This window comes from Verrucomicrobiia bacterium (assembly GCA_023953615.1).
In the GTDB taxonomy this organism is placed as follows: domain Bacteria; phylum Verrucomicrobiota; class Verrucomicrobiia; order Limisphaerales; family JADLHS01; genus JADLHS01.
In genome coordinates this window covers 2,088,681-2,105,413 of the sequence record JAMLJH010000001.1, presented here as the reverse complement: position 1 = coordinate 2,105,413, position 16,733 = coordinate 2,088,681, and the positions used below count along the sequence as shown (strand labels likewise).

The following is a 16,733-nucleotide window of genomic DNA, read 5'->3' as shown; positions in this document are numbered from 1 at the left end:
TTGCGAGTATTTCCACTAATCAATTTTTCTTCCCAAGTTGTTTCACGCGCATCATCAAATCCAAATAATCACTTTGCGCGCGATCCGATTCAGGAGTCGTTTTGAGCAGTCTCCGAACGGTTTGAATCACTCGATTTCCAAAAACTCCATTTTCAACAAGGATCAAAGCGCAACCGGCCATCTTGAGGTCATCCCGCCACTCGCGGCTTTTGGTTCCGGCGAGTCGTTCGTAGGTGGCGCGGGTTCGCGCTAGAGCTCTTTCCGTCTTCCGACACTTCGGGCACCGGACACAATCAGAAGCCAAAGGAAATTTCAGCGTCTCGTACCAATACTTCTGCTCTTCGGCAAAAAATATGAATGGCTTTTGGCAGTTTCGACAAATCCGCTCCATGTCAAAATAGTGAGTGACTGGAACTGTCGGTTGATTTTGCAAATCAGGTTCAGCCTTGATTGCTGTATTGGCGATGCGCTTCGGCTCTTTGGGGGTGATTTTTTCCAAGGAAGCTAAAAAACCTGATTTCTTGCCGCAGACTCGAACCACGCGCTTTTGAAGCTCGTGAACATTCGTGGCGTTGAAGTGAAGTTGAACCTTCCAATCGTTGGGACTGGGATTCAATCCCGTATAGCGCGGACGACGACCATAACGCGGGTGTTCGACATAGTCGTCGTATTTGTCACTGTAGATTTTATCCCGCGATTTCATCAGCTAAATAAAATTATCTGGCTATCACCGGCGCTTTCCAAACTCCCGGATTATTCGGCGGCACGAGATCATGTTCACCGAATTGAGGCACGGGAAATTCACTCGCCGCCGTCGCGTCGAGATGGCGCGGGCGGTTCGCACCGGTCAATTCCTGTTTGGCGATTTTTTGCTGCAGCGTCATGAACGCGTGAATCAATGCCTCCGGTCGGGGCGGGCAGCCGGGGATATGCACATCCACGGGAAGAAACCGATCAATGCCCTTGAGCACGTTGTAGCCTTGCTTGAACGGGCCGCCAGAAATCGCGCACGCTCCCATCGCAATGACGTATTTCGGTTCGGCCATCTGATTGTAAAGCCGCACCACTTGGGGCGCCATTTTCTTGGTGACCGTGCCGGCGACGATCATCAAATCAGCCTGACGCGGCGACGGGCGGAACACTTCCGCGCCAAACCGCGCGAGGTCGTAACGCGCCATGGTGGTGGCGATCATTTCGATCGCACAGCAGGCCAGCCCGAATTGCAAAGGCCAGATGGAGTTGCGCCGGCCCCAGTTGTACAGGCTTTCCAACGTGGTCGTGAAGACGCCCTGCTTTTGCAATTCGTTTTTGAGGCCGGCATCCATGGAGAAATCGTTGCGAAGGTTGATAACGTCTACCTCCACGTCAGCACGCCTTTCTTCCAAGCCCAGAGCAATCCAACCACCAGCAAAAAGAGAAACACCAGCAGCGATAAAAAGGCGCCCAGACCCAGGCCCGTAAACGCCACGGCAAACGGCAACAGGAACACGGCCTCGACATCGAAGATCAGAAAAATGATGGCGTAGAGGTAATACTCAGACTTGAAATGAACCCACGCATCGCCCTTGGATTCCAACCCACACTCATAGGTGGCGTTTTTGTCCGCGCCCGGTTTGCCCGGTGAAACGAACCTGGCCCACAACCACGCGAGCAATAAAGGCGTGAATGCGAAAATTGCCGCCGCCACCAACAGTCCCAACACCGGCAGATAATCGTTGGCAGTATTGGGCAGCGAGGTCGTCATGGCTCAATTCGTTTCCGGGGCGTGTCGTTTCAACCCCACCTCGTGGGCGATGTCATCGAACTCCTCGCGACTGATGCGCTCCAACTGCTTCCCGCGTTGTTTGAGTTTCTCGTTAATTTTGATGGCCGTTTCGGTCATCTGCTCATGAGTTGTCTTGGAGCCGCCAATCAGGGCGAAGTTGGGTCCCTGGGTGATGCGCTTGTGTCCATCGGAGTCCAATCCCACGCCCACCAAGATGGTTTTCTTTTGGGTGGATTTGCCGTTGTTCGCCATGTCAAAAGGCTAGTTCGGCAACGGAACCGGGTCAAGCATGGCAGCGACAAATCATGGCTTTTTGAAGAAAAAGAAAAAGCCCTCCGGGTAACCAGAGGGCTGAACGGAAAATAATGCGGTAATCCGCGCGCTTATTTCGCGCCGAGGATCGCGTCCTTACAGGCTTTGGCGACGCGGAACTTGACGACCTTCTTCGCGGGAATCTGGATGGTTTCGCCGGTGGCCGGATTGCGACCTTGACGTGCCTTGCGGTTGACGAGCACCAGTTTGCCGATGCCGGGCAAGGTGAAAGAGTTCTTGGCATTCTTGTAGGCCAGCTCGGCGATGATTTCGAGGATCTCAGATGCCTGTTTCTTTTTCAGACCCGCTCGCTCGGCGAGTTCGGCTGCGATTTGGGATTTGGACAATGCTTTAGCCATATTCGTGGTTAGTTAATTTGATTCAGTTGTGTGTTAAAAAGTCACTCGACAGATGCGAATTAAAGGCTTTCGGCGCCGCCACGCAAGAAGATTTTGGAAGTTTTTGTTAGGAAACCGGAGAGTTTCCGAGGGATTTGTCAAGCGTCCGCTTAGTTGGATTTCACCAACAACGACCGTTTGCGCCGTACGCCCACCGCCGTCAAAAATTTTTCCATCACCGTATCGGCGGCTTCCGCCGGTTGTTTGGCGGCCAGCAATTTTTCCAGTCGCCGCACGGAATGTCGGGGACGTTTCGACGCGTTGGGGCGACCGAGATAGGGGTCCAATTTCGTGATGAGCTTCAGCACCAAGGCATCGCTCTTGTATTTGTAGATGTCCGCCATGCCGAGGCTTATCACCGGTTTATCGAGAGTTTCCAAATCGAACCGTTGATCAATGGCATCAATTTGAGATTGGTCGAAAACGAAAATGATCTCCGCCCATTGCATCAGTTCCGGAGTGAGCTGCCGGGCGGCAAAATTTGCCGTTCCGCAGGACTTCACGCGCAGGTCCGGTCGGACACTGTACAAATGTTCAGCGGTCAGACTGCGTACCTTGTTTTGGGTACACACAAACAACACTCGTAATCTGTGCTCCAACTCGCTCATGCGCAGCAACCTAGCCCGACCTTCACGGAATTGCCATTTGAAAGTTATTCTCCACCGCCGAGTTTTGAGCAATTTACCTGCCGCTTTTCCGCCATCAGCTCAGGCGGGAATTGAAACTGTTCATCCAGGCTGGCTCCGTTTAAGCTGTGTTCTCGACGCGTTTAACGAACAACCAAGAAAATCATACTGTGATGAAACCTACTCTTCTCGTTCTCGCCGCCGGCATGGGCAGTCGCTACGGTGGACTTAAACAAATTGATCCTGTCGGTCCGCATGGCGAAACCATCATAGACTACTCGATCTTCGACGCCTTGCGCGCCGGGTTTGGCAAACTCGTTTTTGTCATCCGCAAGGATTTGGAAGCTCAGTTCAAAGAAATCGTGGGCGCGCGCTTCGAATCCCGGCTTCCCGTCGAATACGTTTTCCAGGAATTGCACCAATTACCCGCGGGTTTCAGCGTGCCGCCCGGTCGCACCAAACCGTGGGGAACAACGCAGGCAATTTTGATGGCGGCACCGGTGATCAATGAACCTTTCGCGGCCATTAACGCGGACGATTTTTACGGGGCGGACTCGTTCCAAGTGCTCGCGCGCCAATTGCAATCCGGCAGTGCTGATTATTCGATGGTGGGCTTCATCCTCCGCAACACGTTATCGGATTTTGGCAGCGTAGCGCGCGGGGTTTGCGAAGTGGACGCCGCCCATTATCTGCGGCACATCATCGAACTGACCAAAGTGGAACGCGACGGTGCCGGCGCCAAATCCACCGCTCCGGACGGAACGGTGACGAAATACACGGGTGACGAACCGGTCTCGATGAACATGTGGGGTTTTACTCCGGCCATCTTTCCACACTTGGAGCGGGAATTTACCGAGTTTCTCAAAGTCAACGGCACGGCTGAAAAAACGGAATGTTACATCCCCATGACGGTGGGCCAACTCATCCGCAATGGCCAGGCGCGTTGTCGAGTCCTGCGATCCACGGCTTCGTGGTTTGGCGTTACTTATCGGGAAGATCGTCCGCGGGTCGTTGCCGACATTCGCAAATTAGTCGAGCAAGGCTTGTATCCCGAAAAGCTCTGGACCTGATTTTGCCACGTCAGAAATCAGCCCATTGCACTGCAGCGCGCTGCTCCTTCTCCAATTAAAAAACGACACCAACGACTGAAACTTGTTGGCGTCCACCGCGCCGCGTTGCAGCCTTGAGACATGAAGTATCGTCGTTTTGGACGGACGGAGTTGCAGTTGCCGGTGATTTCCTGCGGCGGCATGCGTTATCAATTCCGCTGGCGCGACGCGAAGTTGAAGGAAATCCCGACCGCCCAGCAAGCAAATCTGGAGGCGTGCGTGCAACGCGCGTGGGAGCTGGGAGTCAATCACTTTGAAACCGCGCGCGGCTACGGCACCTCGGAACTGCAACTGGGCCAGATTTTGCCGCAATTGCCGCGCGACCAAATCATCGTTCAAACCAAAATCGCGCCGCAGGCCAAGGGCAAAACCTTTCGGCAACTGTTTGAAACTTCGCTACAGAATCTGGGTTTGGATTACGTGGACCTGCTCAGCCTGCACGGACTCAACAATCGGCAGTTGCTCGACTGGTCGCTACGGAAAGACGGTGCGCTAAGCGTCATGCGCCAACTGCAACGGGAAGGCCGTTGCCGCTTCATTGGTTTCAGCACGCACGCCGTTCCCGCACTGATCCACGAAGTAATCAATACCGGCGAATTTGATTACCTCAACCTGCATTGGTATTTCGTCAACGAGCTGACCTGGTCATGCGTGGAAGCGGCGCACGCCCACGACATGGGGGTGTTCATCATCAGTCCCAACGATAAAGGCGGAAAGCTATATGAACCGTCGGAAAAAATGGCGCGGTTGTGCGCGCCGCTGACTCCGATGGCCTTCAATGATTTGTTCTGCCTCGCGCGGCCCGAAGTGCATACGCTGAGTTGCGGTGTGGCGCAACCGTCAGACTTTGAGGCTCACGTTGCGGCCCTGGCGCATTATGAGCGCGCGGCCGAGGTCATCGCGCCCATTGAACAACGGTTGCGCGCGGAGATGCGTCGCGTTTTGGGCGAGGATTGGTGCGCCCGCTGGTTTGAAGGGTTGCCCGATTACACGGAAGTGCCGGGAAACATCAACGTCGGTGAAATCCTCCGCTTCTGGACCTACGCCAAGTCGCTGGATTTGGTGGCGTGGGGCAAAATGCGCTACAACCTGCTCGGGCAGGCGGATCATTGGAATCCCGGTGAAAATGCCGCCAAAGTTGCGCAGTTGGATTTGGCGTCGGCACTGAAAAAAAGTCCGTTCGCCGGGCGCATTCCGGGAATTTTAATGGCAGCGCATCAGTTGCTTTACGAAGCCCCGGCCAAGCGATTGAGTCAGAGCTGACGCGGCTTACCGCTGGGCGTCCGGCGGTGCCGTGACGTTGAGTTCATCAATCACCGGTTTGGTGAGATCGAAGTCGCCCGCGTTAAACAGAAACACTTCCGCCGAGGAAACCGAGCGCGCCGAACTATCCAGCACAAAAGAATAACCGGCGGTTTTGGCCTTGGTCGCGATGACGGTTTTGATGTCTTTGATGACGTCTTCCATCATGCGATCGGTCTTCACCTTCAACTCCGCCTCGCGACTGCCAACCACCTGTTTCAGCGTTTCCTCGCTGTCACGGACTTCCTTCAATTTCGGTTCCAGCGCTTTTTTGCGCCGCTCCCGCTCCTCGTTCGAGACGGCTTGATCGTTCGCATCCGTGACGGCTTTCTGGTATCCCTGCACCAATTTTCGGTGAGCGTCCTGCATGGACTCAATTTCCTTTTTGACGTCGTTCTTACTGTCAGCCAACGCCAGCTTGGCTTGTTTGGTCTTCCAGTAGTTGTCGAACACTTCGACCAAATTCACGGTGGCCATCCGCCCTTGCGCGACGACCGCTTGGGCGCCGATCAGGCTCAGGATTCCGCTCACCAGAACAACTCGAAACAGTTTATTCATCCCAATAGGGAAGCAGAATTGTCGCCCTCCGCCAATCTCTTTTCGCTCGGTCATACAATAGGGACAGTCCGGCCGGAGGCGCGTTCAGAATCACGCTTAGCGGCGCAGTCGAAAGTATTGCGCCGGATTGGTGGCCGGCACGCTTATCTGACTTTGGAAGTTGGTCAACGTCGCGGTCTGGCCCAGATTCACCCAACTGTTGCTGCTGGCCAGGTCGGTGGTGGTTTGCACCCTTAGCTCAGGAAATAAACCGCTCCAAGTCAGGTCGAAATTGGTCTGGCTCAAGTTTGCGCTCAGTTCGGGCAACTCATCGGCCAGCACCTTGACGATGAATCCATTCTTGTTCCCGCCACCGGCGGTTTCGCCGCAGTAGTAAACATTGCCCGCACGGTCCACCGCCGCACCGCGCGCCAGGTCATCACTGAGACTGCCAATATAACCCGAATAAATGAAATCATCCCCCGCCGCGTTCAGTTGGGCGATGAAAGCGTCCACTCCCCCCACCTTGTAGCCGTCAATATCCACAACGGCGGTTTGGTTGGTTGGAAAATCACTGGAACTCGTTTCGCCCGCCACGGAGGCCCGGCCCATGGCATCCACCGCGATGCCCCAAGCCACTTCGGCGCCAGCACCGCCAAACACCACGGAATAATCCCAGTTGGTCGCGCCCAACGCGAACCGGGTCACAAACGCATCCGCCAAGCTCGAATTTTTGTCCAGCACCGCTGACGGGAAATTGGTGCTCGTGCGCGGGAAGTCATGCGACCACGTCTGCCCGACAACATAAACCCGGTTGGATGAATCCAAAGCCAGCCGAAAGGCTTCGTCATTGCCCGCACCCCCCAGATAAGTCGCGTACTGGACTGCACCCGTGTCCGCCTCCAACTGGCAGATGAACGCGTCCTCAGCCGCCGTGGCGGTATTGGTGATGTTGTTCAGTGCGGTTTGCAGCGCGTTGGTCGTAATCGGAAAATCGCTCGATGTGGTATAACCCACCACCACCGGATCGTCCGAACTGCTCACGGCAACGCCGCGGGCGTAATCATGTCCGGTGCCGCCGAGGTAACGCGCGTAAAGCAAGTTGGTGCCGCTCGCCGCCAGTTTGACAACGAAGGCATCCTCGAAACCGCTCGCCGAGGTGTTCGTCGTGTTCGCCGTGGGGAAGTTGGTCGAGAGCGTCTGGCCCACGACGTAGATATTGGTTGCGCTGTCCAGCGCGATTCCCAATCCGACATCATCCGATCGACCGCCGAGGAAGGTGGAGAAAAGCAGGTTGCTGCCGGAAGCGGAAATCTTGGTGACAAACGCATCGAGTGGCGGCGTGGCAAAACCTGGCGTAACCCGACCGCCAATTTCCGGTTGCAGCGCGTTCACGACCGGGAAATTGGTCGAACCCGTGTAACCAGTCACGTAAGCGTTCCCTGCCGCATCCACCGCGAGATCAAATGCCGCCTCATACGCGGCCCCACCGATGTAAGTGATATAATTCGTCGCCTGAAAACGATTGTCCATCTTGGCCACCAGCACGTCGCCGTGTCCGAACAGCGCACCGGCCAGATTGGTTTGCGCCGCGCCGGCGGAGGCCAACCCCAGACTCATGGTTTCGCCGGCGACGTAGATGTTACCCTGCGAATCCAAGGCGACCGCCCAAAAGACATCGTCACTGGAGCCGCCCCAAGTGCGGGCGTAGCTGACCAGCGGATCAATGATCAGCGGTTGCGTGCGATCATACGCGCCAAGGTCAAACCGAACGATGTTGTTGGTTTCAACCACGTAATCGCCCGATACGAGCGTTCGCGCTCGGGGACCATTTTGATAGACGACAGGCTTGGGTTGACGCAATTCCGCCTCGCCCAGCTTGAAAACCAATTCGCCCGTCGCGGCGTCATGATGCAGTTCGCTGACCCCGCGAAAGGCCAGACGGATCAATTCGGGGTCCGCACCGGGCTGCACTTCAAAATCGTACTCCAACTGGTTTTGATTGCCGTAATGAACGAGGTTGATGCCGGGATAAACCTCCTTCACCCGGACGCGTTCATAAAACGGTACGCCCGTGCGCCATTGCGCCGGATCGTCGCCCACCAAATAATTCGCGCGTCCGGCCAGTTCGCCTTCGCCGGCAATGGTCGCGCGTGGATTGGCGCTGAGCAATTCAACCGCAAGCGTCTCGAAACGCACCGGCGTTGAAGACGCCTGGTGACGAGTGGCGAGGTTTCGCTCCGAGGCCGGCGGCGGTGAACGAAACACGGTGACCGTTAGTTCCGTCGGCGCGAGCGTCAATTGGTAATGCGGCCCGCGCGCCACGAAGTTCGCCGCGCCCGGGTACTGCCCCAGATTTTGTTCAAACGTCAACGGGCGCATATTCACATTGCGCGCCAGGCGTTCCGCGATCGTGGCCGGGCAGACGGTTGAGCCAACAAGCCCACCCACCAAGCCGAGGCAAAGCGCCAAGCGGTTTAGGATTCGCGCGCCATTCCCACCTTGAAAAGGTCTGTGCGTTCTCATGGTTAGAAAGGACGTTGCCAGCCGACGCCGAATTGGATTCGCCCGCGGCCATTACTGAATGAATCGTGATGAATCGGTATGCCGTAGTCGAGGCGCAGCGGACCAAGTTGCGGAATGTTCAGCCGGATGCCGAAACCCCAGTTGTCGCTATAATCGCCCGCATTAAAGCTGTACGCGTTCGCCCCCACACTGCCGATGTCGTAAAACGCCGCCAGTCGAACCCCGGCGCCGCTTTCCGTATCAATCAATGGAACGCTGTATTCCACCGAACCGAACCAGAACGAGTTGCCACCGATCGGCTCGTTGAAGTAGCTCCCCGTCTGCGCGTTGAATTCGCGCGGGCTGATCGCCCGATACCGGAAACCGCGCAGCGAATAGAGACCGCCCAGGTAATAGCGTTCGTAAAACGGAACGCTATCGCCACGGAATCCATCCGTCACCCCGCTTCGAGCGCCGACCTCCAATACGTGACCTTTGGCCAGGCCGGGAAAAAACCACATGGATTGCAATTCCAGTTTATAGAAATCTTTTTCGCCTCCCAGTGCGCTCGTGGTGACTTCCGCGCGCAATTCGGTGCGTTGGCCGCCATTGGGCAAACGCACGGCATTGCGCGTATCATACGCCAGGCTCGCGCCCACGCGCGTCAGCACCGAATAACCTCCCTCGCGCACGATGGCGTAAGGCGCGTTGTGTCCGTCCTGAATCGGCCACGGTTGTCCCGGTACCGTCACGAGGCGATCATCGTGAATCCCGTTCTCCAGGAGAATGCCGGTGTTCTCGACGTTGTAATAAACGCCGCCGATCAAATCGCCCGGACCGAAAATTTCATCCAGCAACAGAGGCCGCGGCAGGGCTTTGCTCAAACTCAACCGCAAGCCGCCGCGCACTTCGTCGTAGAGGTTGTCGAGACTTTGATAATCAGCGCGCCGATAATACAGCTCGGTGCCGAATTGCAGCCGACGATTCAAAAACCACGGTTCGGTCAGCGACAACACGTAGTCCTGGCGGCGCGTGCCCGCTTGCAATTGCAGCCGGAATTTCTGGCCGCCGCCGGTGAAGGTCGGCGGATGGAACAGATCAAAGTTACCCTGCGTCACTTCGGTGAAGGCGACAAAGGAATCAATGGAACTGAATCCCGCGCCGAACGTCAGTTTGCCGGTGCGCTGCTCTTCCACGCTGACCAAAAGGTTTTTCCGATTGGGCACGTCGGTGTCTTCCGGTCGCGCATCCACTTTGCTGAAGTACTCGAGGTTTTGCAGCCGCTGCTGACTGAGGCGCACGCGCGTCATATCGAAGGTTTCCCCGGGCGAAATCGCGAGTTCCCGCCGGATCACCTTGTCCTTGGTTTTTGTGTTCCCACGGATGATGATTTTTTCCACGTAGGATTTTTGACCTTCCTCGATCTGATACTGCAAATCCATCGTGCCGGTTTCGACATTGGGAACGCGACGCGTTTTTAGATTGCCTCCCCGAGCGACGTCTATGTGACCGCGCGCATCGTAGAAATTTTCAATCGCCTGCGCATCCTGCCCCATGCCTTTGAAGGTGAACACGTCTCCGGGCTTCATTTTGAAGTCCTGATGCAGGGCGTTTGCCTCGCCCCAGTTGCGGAATTCGGCGGCGTCTTTGGGCGCGCGCCCGGCGTGAAAATCCGGACTGATCGCATTGGTCGGCAACATGGTCGTGCCGGCAAAAGTCACCGAGCCTAGCCGATATTGGCGACCCTCGAAAACGTGGAGCCGCAACGTCATGCTGTTGGTTTTTACGCTGACAAATTCAACGCTCTGCAGATCAAAATCGAGATAGCCCTCACCCCGATAGAAATCTTTCAACAGCTCTTTGTCGTCGTCGAATTTTTCATCCCGAAAGAAGCCATTCCGGGTGATCCAGGAGAACAGCCAATGTCGCCGCGTGCCCTTCAGAACTTTCCGCAGCTTCGACTGCGAGAACTTTTCCGCACCGACGAACTCCACGTCGCTGATTTTGATTTTCGGACTCTCCTTGATTTCGAAGGTGGCGGTGCCGCGACCGGAAGCCTCGTCAATATCCAGCACGTATTTGACGTCGGTCTGCGGATAGCCTTTTTTCTGGTACAGCTCCTGAACGGCGCGCGAATCCGTGAACAATTTTCGTTCGTCCAGCGCTTCGCCGATCTTCGAGGTGATTTTCTTTCGGATGGCCGCATCTTTCAGTTTGGCATTTCCGACCAGTTTGATTTCTGCCAGCCGTGGGTTGGCCTGCACCACGTAAGTGATGATTACGCCACCGTCCTCGGCTTTCTCCCGCGTCACGCGGACGTCGTAAATTAAATCGGTCTTGTAAAGATTCCGGATGTCGTCGTCCACGGTGATGGGACGATAAGGCTCGCCAACGCGCGAACGAAGGTTGGCGCGGATAATGGCTTCGCTGATGTTGGCCGGCCCGGCGAACTTGATATCAATGCGGGAAATCTTGGGTAAATCCGCCGCGTCCTGGGCCGTTGCGTGAATCATCCAACTCCAGCACACGGCCAGGAGGCAAATCCGCAGCGCCGCCCGGATCAGAGCGGCTTTATTCAGGTAGATCCTCTTCGCTAACTTTCGCTGCGCTTTCAAATCGCGTGTACTGTTTCAAAAACGTCAAAGGCACGTCGCCGGTTGGTCCATTGCGTTGCTTGGCAATCAACAAATTGACCGGAATGCCATCAAAACTCTCTTCCGTCCGCACCGCCTCGTCATCCTCGCTGTTGGGCTTGTAGAGCAGGCCGACAAGATCCGCGTCCTGCTCGATGCTGCCCGACTCGCGTAGATCGGACATGCGCGGCTTCCGGGACTTGTCCTTTTCCACATCCCGATTCAACTGCGCGAGCACAATCACCGGCACATTCAATTCCTTGGCCAGCGCTTTGATGCCGCTGGAAATTTCGGCAATTTCCTGCTGCCGATTATCCTGTGCCCGGCGCGAAGTAGAATTAAGCAACTGCAGATAATCAATCACAAAAAGCTTGATGCCATGCTGTTGCCACATCCGGCGGGCCCGGGTGCGCAACTGAAATACCGAGAGTCCCGGGGTGTCATCAATGTGCAACGGGGCCTGGGACATCTCCCCCGCCGCGCGCGCAATCTCGGCAAAATCCGATTCGCTCATGAACCCCTCCCGGATGTTGCGCAAGTTCACCCGCGCATTGGAGCACAACATGCGCAGCACCAGGGATTCAGCCGTCATTTCCAGACTGAAGACGCCCACCGGAAACTTCTGCTGGATGGCGATATGCGCGGCGATATTCATGGCGAGACTGGTTTTCCCCATGCTCGGTCGCGCCGCGATCACCACCATTTCACCGCCGTGCAATCCATCGGTCATCCGGTCCAAATCGGGAAAGCCGGTGGCCAACCCCACCAGTTGGCCCTGGCGTTGAAAAAAAGTCTCCACGTTATCAATGGCCTTGGTGACGAGTTGCTGCATGGGTTTGGTGGCGCCGCCGGCGCGATTCTGGCCGACGCGCAGAATATCGCGTTCCACTTCATCCAGCAGCGCGTTCAACTCCCCGTCATGCTCGTGGATTTTTCCCACGGTTTCAGTGCAGACCTGAATCAGCCCGCGGAGCAGGAATTTTTCCTCCACGATCTCGGTGTAATGCCCCAGATTGGCCGTGGACGGAACGGCATCTTGCAGCTCATTGAGATAGGCAATCCCACCAATCTGATCCAGCGAACCGCGATCTTTCAGCCGTTGCTGCACCGTGATGAGGTCAATCGTCTCGCGCCGGTCGAACATTTCCAACAGTGTTTCATAGATCGTTTGATGGCGCAGGTCGTAGAAGGCCTTGGGGCCGACTTGAAGTTTCTCGACGCAAAGTGGCAGACAGGTGTTCGGGTCCAGCAACGCGCAACCGAGAACGCCTTGTTCGGCGCTGTCGGCATGAGGCGGCAGACGATCCAACCGCGCGGTTTCCTTTGGTAAAGCGCGGCGCCGTCGTGACTTCTTGAAATCTCCCGCAGGTTGAGGGGTGTCGGAGAATGAATCAATCATGCCAGCGTTATGGGAACCCATTCCGCCGATTCACGCAAAGATTTCTTTCTCACAAATTATTCGCCGCCGGCCCGCGCCGGATGAAGCTGCCGAAAAACCACGTTTGATCCGGGTTGCAGACGCGGGAGCGGCCGCGCGGGTTCGACCTCGAAGGAACGCCGCCCGAGTCAAGCGGCGTGGAATTGCGCGAGGGCTGGGCTTAACGGAGTGGAAACAAGTGAAACCATGCCTTGCGAAATCGCAAAACGCGTCAAGCCGGCGATGCTGTGGATATCCAGCTTGCGCATGATACGTTCCCGATGGGTTTCCACCGTGCGAACGCCGATGCCCAACTGACTGGCGATCTCCTTGTTGCTGAAACCCTCGGCGATATAAAGCAGCACCTCGCATTCGCGATTGGTCAAACAGACCAGTGAAGCATCGCGCTTTTCAACCCCTTGCACCACGCGATTCAAGGTGGCGCGCGCCACGTCCGGGCTGAAATACGACGCGCCGGCGTGGATGGCCTCGATGGCTTGGACGACCTCTTCGAGCGCGGCTTCTTTCAGGAGAAATCCGCGCACACCACTGCGAATAATCCGCATCACGTAATCGGGTTTTGAATAGCTGGAAAAGACGAGGACTCTGAGATGGGGTTGTTCGCGATGTAATAAATCAACCGCCATCAAGCCGCTCATTTCCGGCAGGTCCAGATCCATCAACACCACGTCCGGCTTTAATTGTTGAGCCAGGGCCAATGCTTCACGTCCGTTCCGGCCTTCCCCAACGATTTGGATGCGTGGGCTACTCATCAAAGCCAGGCGGATGCCCTGGCGCACCACGGGATGGTCGTCCACGATCAGCAGGCGAATGTTTACGCTCATAAATTTCAGATATTCTTCCGGATTTGGCGGTTGGAGCCACACCAACTGGGTTGGTCCAAACGGCGCACTCCATCGCGGTTGACTCGCAGCCGGGTTAATTTTCTTTGCATCGTACGCATTCCCCAAATCACCACGGCCAGATAAGCCGCTTGGACAATTGCGAGTTGGATCAACCACCCATGGGGATCGTGCATTTGATATGTTCCTTGTTTCCAATCCGGATGTCGGATTGACGAAAAACCCATAATCCGGAAGGCGACACCGCTCAACCAGGATGAGTCTGCCCTGCGTTCACGGATGAATCCCCCAGTGGCGCCTCCGGGCCATCCCGGGGAACAAAGAAAAACCCTCATCCGAAACGAACTCGGATGAGGGAAACCTCGAACCAACCAACCGACCAAATTGTGGATTATGCGGGCACTTCGCGTTGGACCCAGGCGGTGGCGTACTGCGTCAGTTCCGCCGCGTCCCGCAGATTCAGTTTACGCTTAATCTGCTCGCGGTAATACTCCACCGTTTTAACGCTGAGATGCAATTCGCCGGCAATTTCCTTGGTCTTCTTCCATTGCCCGATCAGGTGGAACACTTCCACCTCCCGATCGCTAAGGGATTTGATGGCGGGCTGCTGGATGTCAGTATTGCCACGAACCTGTTGCTGGAGCATTTTGGCGGCGAGGGAATCACTGACGTAAACGTTGCCATTTAGAACGCGCCGGATGGCGAGAATAATTTTTTCCAGGGCCTCCTGCTTCATCAAGTAGCCGAGGGCGCCGGCGCGAAAAGCGATTTCGGCATAAATGGATTCGTCATGCACGCTGACGACGAGGATGGGCAGGCCGGGATATTGCGCTTTGACGTTGCGAATCAGCTCCAGCCCGCTGCTATCCCGGAGCGACAGATCCGCCACGACCAAATCGGGTTTGAGTTGCATGATGGCGTCCAGCCCTCTTCGGGCATCTTCCTGTTCGCCGCACACGACCAAGTCCGCCTGTCGATTGATCAATTGCGCAATGCCGAAGCGGACTACCGCATGGTCGTCCACCAGCAAAATTCTTTTCCTCGTGTCGTTTGGCTCCGTAGGCTTCGCGTCTTTAGTTTGCATCATTCACCAAAAAATCCAGCAGTCTCCTGACTTTGGGTCGCAACGACGCAAGTTAGAAGCCAACAATATGCCCCAGAGGAAATCGAGGATATCTCCGGAAACCGCTCCTCGCCTCACGGCAAACTGTCCTGCTCGCGGACAGCGCGCCGATAAATCAAGACAGCGCCACCGGCGGCCATGCCCCCGGATTGGACCGGACGGAAATCGCCAATTTCGTTTACTTCACCACTTGCCGTCGGCAGGCGCTCTTCTTATTCTGGCGACACCATGAAGTTTTCCATACGCCTTCAACTTTCGGTGATGATGTTTCTCCAATTCTTTGTTTGGGGAGCGTGGTACGTCACCGGCCCGAACTATCTGGCGACCATCGGTTTCAAAGCCGAACACTTTGCCACCATGTATTCGGTGGGGCCGATCGCGGGCATCATCGCCCCCTTCTTCGTGGGCATGATTGCCGACCGTTTCTTTGCCGCGCAAAAGGTGCTCGGGTTCATGCACCTGCTTGGTGCGGCCGCAATGTTTGCGGCCACCACCGTAATGAAATCAGCCCAGCCATCGCCGGGCACGATCAATCTACTGTTTTTTGCCCACATGCTGACCTACTTCCCGACGCTGGCGTTGACCAATACAATCGCGATGAAGTGCATGACCAATCCCGAAAAGGAATTTCCGGGCATCCGGGTGCTGGGCACGATTGGTTGGATCATTGCGGGCCTGGCGATAACCGGTCTGAGTTTCGACACCAATATCGGCATGTTTTATCTGACTGTCGGTGCGGGGGTGGCGCTGGGGTTGTTTAGCTTCCTGTTACCGAACACACCTCCGACGACCACCGGTCCGGTTAGTGTGCGGCAGATTCTTGGGTTGGACGCGTTGGTCATGCTGAAGAACCGGTCGTACCTGGTCTTTCTTATCGCCTCGACCTTGATTTGCATTCCGCTGGCCTTCTACTATCAAATCACCAGCCGCATCGTGGAAATGACCGGATTACCCATTGGCCAGACCATGAGCTACGGTCAAATGTCCGAAATCTTCTTCATGCTGGTCATGCCGCTTTTCTTCATGCGGCTGGGCGTCAAGTGGATGCTGGCGGTCGGAATGCTGGCGTGGGTGGCTCGTTACGCTCTATTCGCGTTTGGCGCCGCCGACGAAGTCCGCTGGATGATCATCATGGGCATTGTGCTCCATGGAGTTTGTTACGACTTCTTTTTCGTCACGGGTCAGATTTACACCGATCAGGCCGCCCCCAAACAAGTCCGCGCCCAGGCGCAGGGCTTGTTGGTTTTGTTCACGCTCGGTTTGGGAATGATGATTGGAGCGCAGATTGCCGGGCGCATCGAAGCGGCCAATACTCCCGAATCCTCCAAGGCGGCTGCTCAAATCGTGACGGCCAAGGCGGCTGAGGTCAGTCGCCTCAACGAAGAAATTGCCAAGGCATCGCCGGCTGATAAACCCGCCCTGGAGGTCAGCTTGAAAACAGTTTCGGAAGAAATGACCGCGGCCCGCAAAACCGAACTTCAATCCATTGCCTGGAAGACTCTGTGGGGCGCTCCCGCTATTTTTGCCGGGGTTATTCTGTTGTTGTTTGTCGGACTCTTCCGACCTCGGGCCAAAACCTGACCGTCGCTTACGGGTTTAATTTCACCGCGATCTCTTTGCCCACCAGCGTGGCGAGCAATTGCGCGATCGTGGCGCGCTGGCCAGGCAAAACCAGCTCCGGCGCTATTTCGTTCAGCGGTTGCAACACGAACCGCCGTAAATGAGCCCGGGGATGGGGCAGAACCAGCTCCGGCCTCGTGGAAATTTCATCTCCGTAGGCAATCAAATCGAGATCCAGACGCCGCGGTTCGTTCAGTTCCTTTTTGGGCAACCGCCCAAATTCCTTTTCCAAGGTTTGAAGCTTTTGGAGCAAAGACCAGGCGGTTTCGTTTGGCAGCGGGTACAACGCCACCACCGCGTTGATAAACAACGGAGAACCCGGCGGGCAATCCACGGGAGTCGTCTGCCAGAAGGAAGAGCATCGCAAGGGTTGACTGGATAATTTTTCCAGACGCGTCACGACCTGCTTTAAGATCGTTGGCGAGTCGCCCAAGTTGGAGCCGAGCGCGATATAGGCAATCACAGAGTTCAAAACGCCTCCTCAATTGTTACGCCAATTGTCAGCGGTGGGCCGGTTGATTAC

Annotated in this window: 16 protein-coding genes; 3 read left to right on the top strand and 13 right to left on the bottom strand. The window is 56.0% G+C overall.

Features of this window, described 5'->3' with window-relative positions:
- Window positions 1–19 precede the first annotated feature (19 nt).
- From M9920_08920 to M9920_08895, 6 genes are all read right to left on the bottom strand, one after another.
- On the bottom strand, window positions 20–499 hold the full coding sequence (locus M9920_08920) for a zinc-ribbon domain-containing protein (GenBank protein MCO5052412.1): 480 nt from the start codon (window positions 497–499) through the stop codon (window positions 20–22).
- A gap of 217 nt (window positions 500–716) precedes the next feature.
- The gene (locus M9920_08915) at window positions 717–1,325 is read right to left on the bottom strand and encodes an NADH-quinone oxidoreductase subunit B (protein ID MCO5052411.1); all 609 of its coding nucleotides are present in this window, start codon (window positions 1,323–1,325) and stop codon (window positions 717–719) included.
- Window positions 1,326–1,354: 29 nt separating this feature from the next.
- Window positions 1,355–1,744, bottom strand: coding sequence for an NADH-quinone oxidoreductase subunit A (locus tag M9920_08910; protein ID MCO5052410.1), 390 nt, complete (start codon window positions 1,742–1,744; stop codon window positions 1,355–1,357).
- Between the two features lie 3 nt (window positions 1,745–1,747).
- Complete coding sequence (locus M9920_08905; GenBank protein MCO5052409.1) at window positions 1,748–2,017, bottom strand: hypothetical protein; 270 nt, start codon at window positions 2,015–2,017, stop codon at window positions 1,748–1,750.
- Between the two features lie 131 nt (window positions 2,018–2,148).
- Window positions 2,149–2,436 carry an HU family DNA-binding protein gene (locus M9920_08900; protein ID MCO5052408.1) on the bottom strand — a complete coding sequence of 96 codons (288 nt, stop codon included), beginning with the start codon at window positions 2,434–2,436 and terminating at the stop codon, window positions 2,149–2,151.
- A 149-nt stretch (window positions 2,437–2,585) separates the two neighbouring features.
- The gene (locus M9920_08895; GenBank protein MCO5052407.1) at window positions 2,586–3,083 is read right to left on the bottom strand and encodes a hypothetical protein; all 498 of its coding nucleotides are present in this window, start codon (window positions 3,081–3,083) and stop codon (window positions 2,586–2,588) included.
- A gap of 191 nt (window positions 3,084–3,274) precedes the next feature.
- On the opposite strand from M9920_08895, the gene M9920_08890 reads away from it, so the two are divergent.
- Window positions 3,275–4,171 (top strand): sugar phosphate nucleotidyltransferase, encoded by an 897-nt coding sequence (locus M9920_08890; GenBank protein ID MCO5052406.1) that lies wholly within the window; start codon window positions 3,275–3,277, stop codon window positions 4,169–4,171.
- Window positions 4,172–4,291: 120 nt separating this feature from the next.
- On the top strand, window positions 4,292–5,473 hold the full coding sequence (locus tag M9920_08885; protein MCO5052405.1) for an aldo/keto reductase: 1,182 nt from the start codon (window positions 4,292–4,294) through the stop codon (window positions 5,471–5,473).
- Window positions 5,474–5,479: 6 nt separating this feature from the next.
- Here M9920_08885 and M9920_08880 read toward each other — a convergent pair whose 3' ends face one another.
- The 6 genes from M9920_08880 to M9920_08855 form a co-directional block, all read right to left on the bottom strand.
- Window positions 5,480–6,070 carry an OmpH family outer membrane protein gene (locus M9920_08880; GenBank protein ID MCO5052404.1) on the bottom strand — a complete coding sequence of 197 codons (591 nt, stop codon included), beginning with the start codon at window positions 6,068–6,070 and terminating at the stop codon, window positions 5,480–5,482.
- Between the two features lie 96 nt (window positions 6,071–6,166).
- A complete protein-coding gene (locus M9920_08875) occupies window positions 6,167–8,575 on the bottom strand; it encodes an SBBP repeat-containing protein (GenBank protein ID MCO5052403.1) in 2,409 nt (802 codons plus the stop codon).
- Window positions 8,576–8,577: 2 nt separating this feature from the next.
- Window positions 8,578–11,067, bottom strand: a complete 2,490-nt coding sequence (gene bamA, locus M9920_08870) for an outer membrane protein assembly factor BamA (GenBank protein ID MCO5052402.1) — start codon at window positions 11,065–11,067, stop codon at window positions 8,578–8,580.
- Between the two features lie 58 nt (window positions 11,068–11,125).
- Window positions 11,126–12,586, bottom strand: coding sequence for a replicative DNA helicase (gene dnaB / locus M9920_08865; GenBank protein ID MCO5052401.1), 1,461 nt, complete (start codon window positions 12,584–12,586; stop codon window positions 11,126–11,128).
- A 167-nt stretch (window positions 12,587–12,753) separates the two neighbouring features.
- On the bottom strand, window positions 12,754–13,449 hold the full coding sequence (locus tag M9920_08860) for a response regulator transcription factor (GenBank protein ID MCO5052400.1): 696 nt from the start codon (window positions 13,447–13,449) through the stop codon (window positions 12,754–12,756).
- 409 nt (window positions 13,450–13,858) lie between these two features.
- On the bottom strand, window positions 13,859–14,554 hold the full coding sequence (locus M9920_08855; protein MCO5052399.1) for a response regulator transcription factor: 696 nt from the start codon (window positions 14,552–14,554) through the stop codon (window positions 13,859–13,861).
- A gap of 264 nt (window positions 14,555–14,818) precedes the next feature.
- Between M9920_08855 and M9920_08850 the strand changes: the two genes are divergently transcribed.
- Window positions 14,819–16,171 (top strand): MFS transporter, encoded by a 1,353-nt coding sequence (locus M9920_08850; GenBank protein ID MCO5052398.1) that lies wholly within the window; start codon window positions 14,819–14,821, stop codon window positions 16,169–16,171.
- A gap of 7 nt (window positions 16,172–16,178) precedes the next feature.
- On the opposite strand, the gene folK is transcribed toward M9920_08850, so the two are convergent.
- Window positions 16,179–16,673, bottom strand: coding sequence for a 2-amino-4-hydroxy-6-hydroxymethyldihydropteridine diphosphokinase (gene folK, locus M9920_08845; GenBank protein MCO5052397.1), 495 nt, complete (start codon window positions 16,671–16,673; stop codon window positions 16,179–16,181).
- Window positions 16,674–16,733 lie beyond the last annotated feature (60 nt).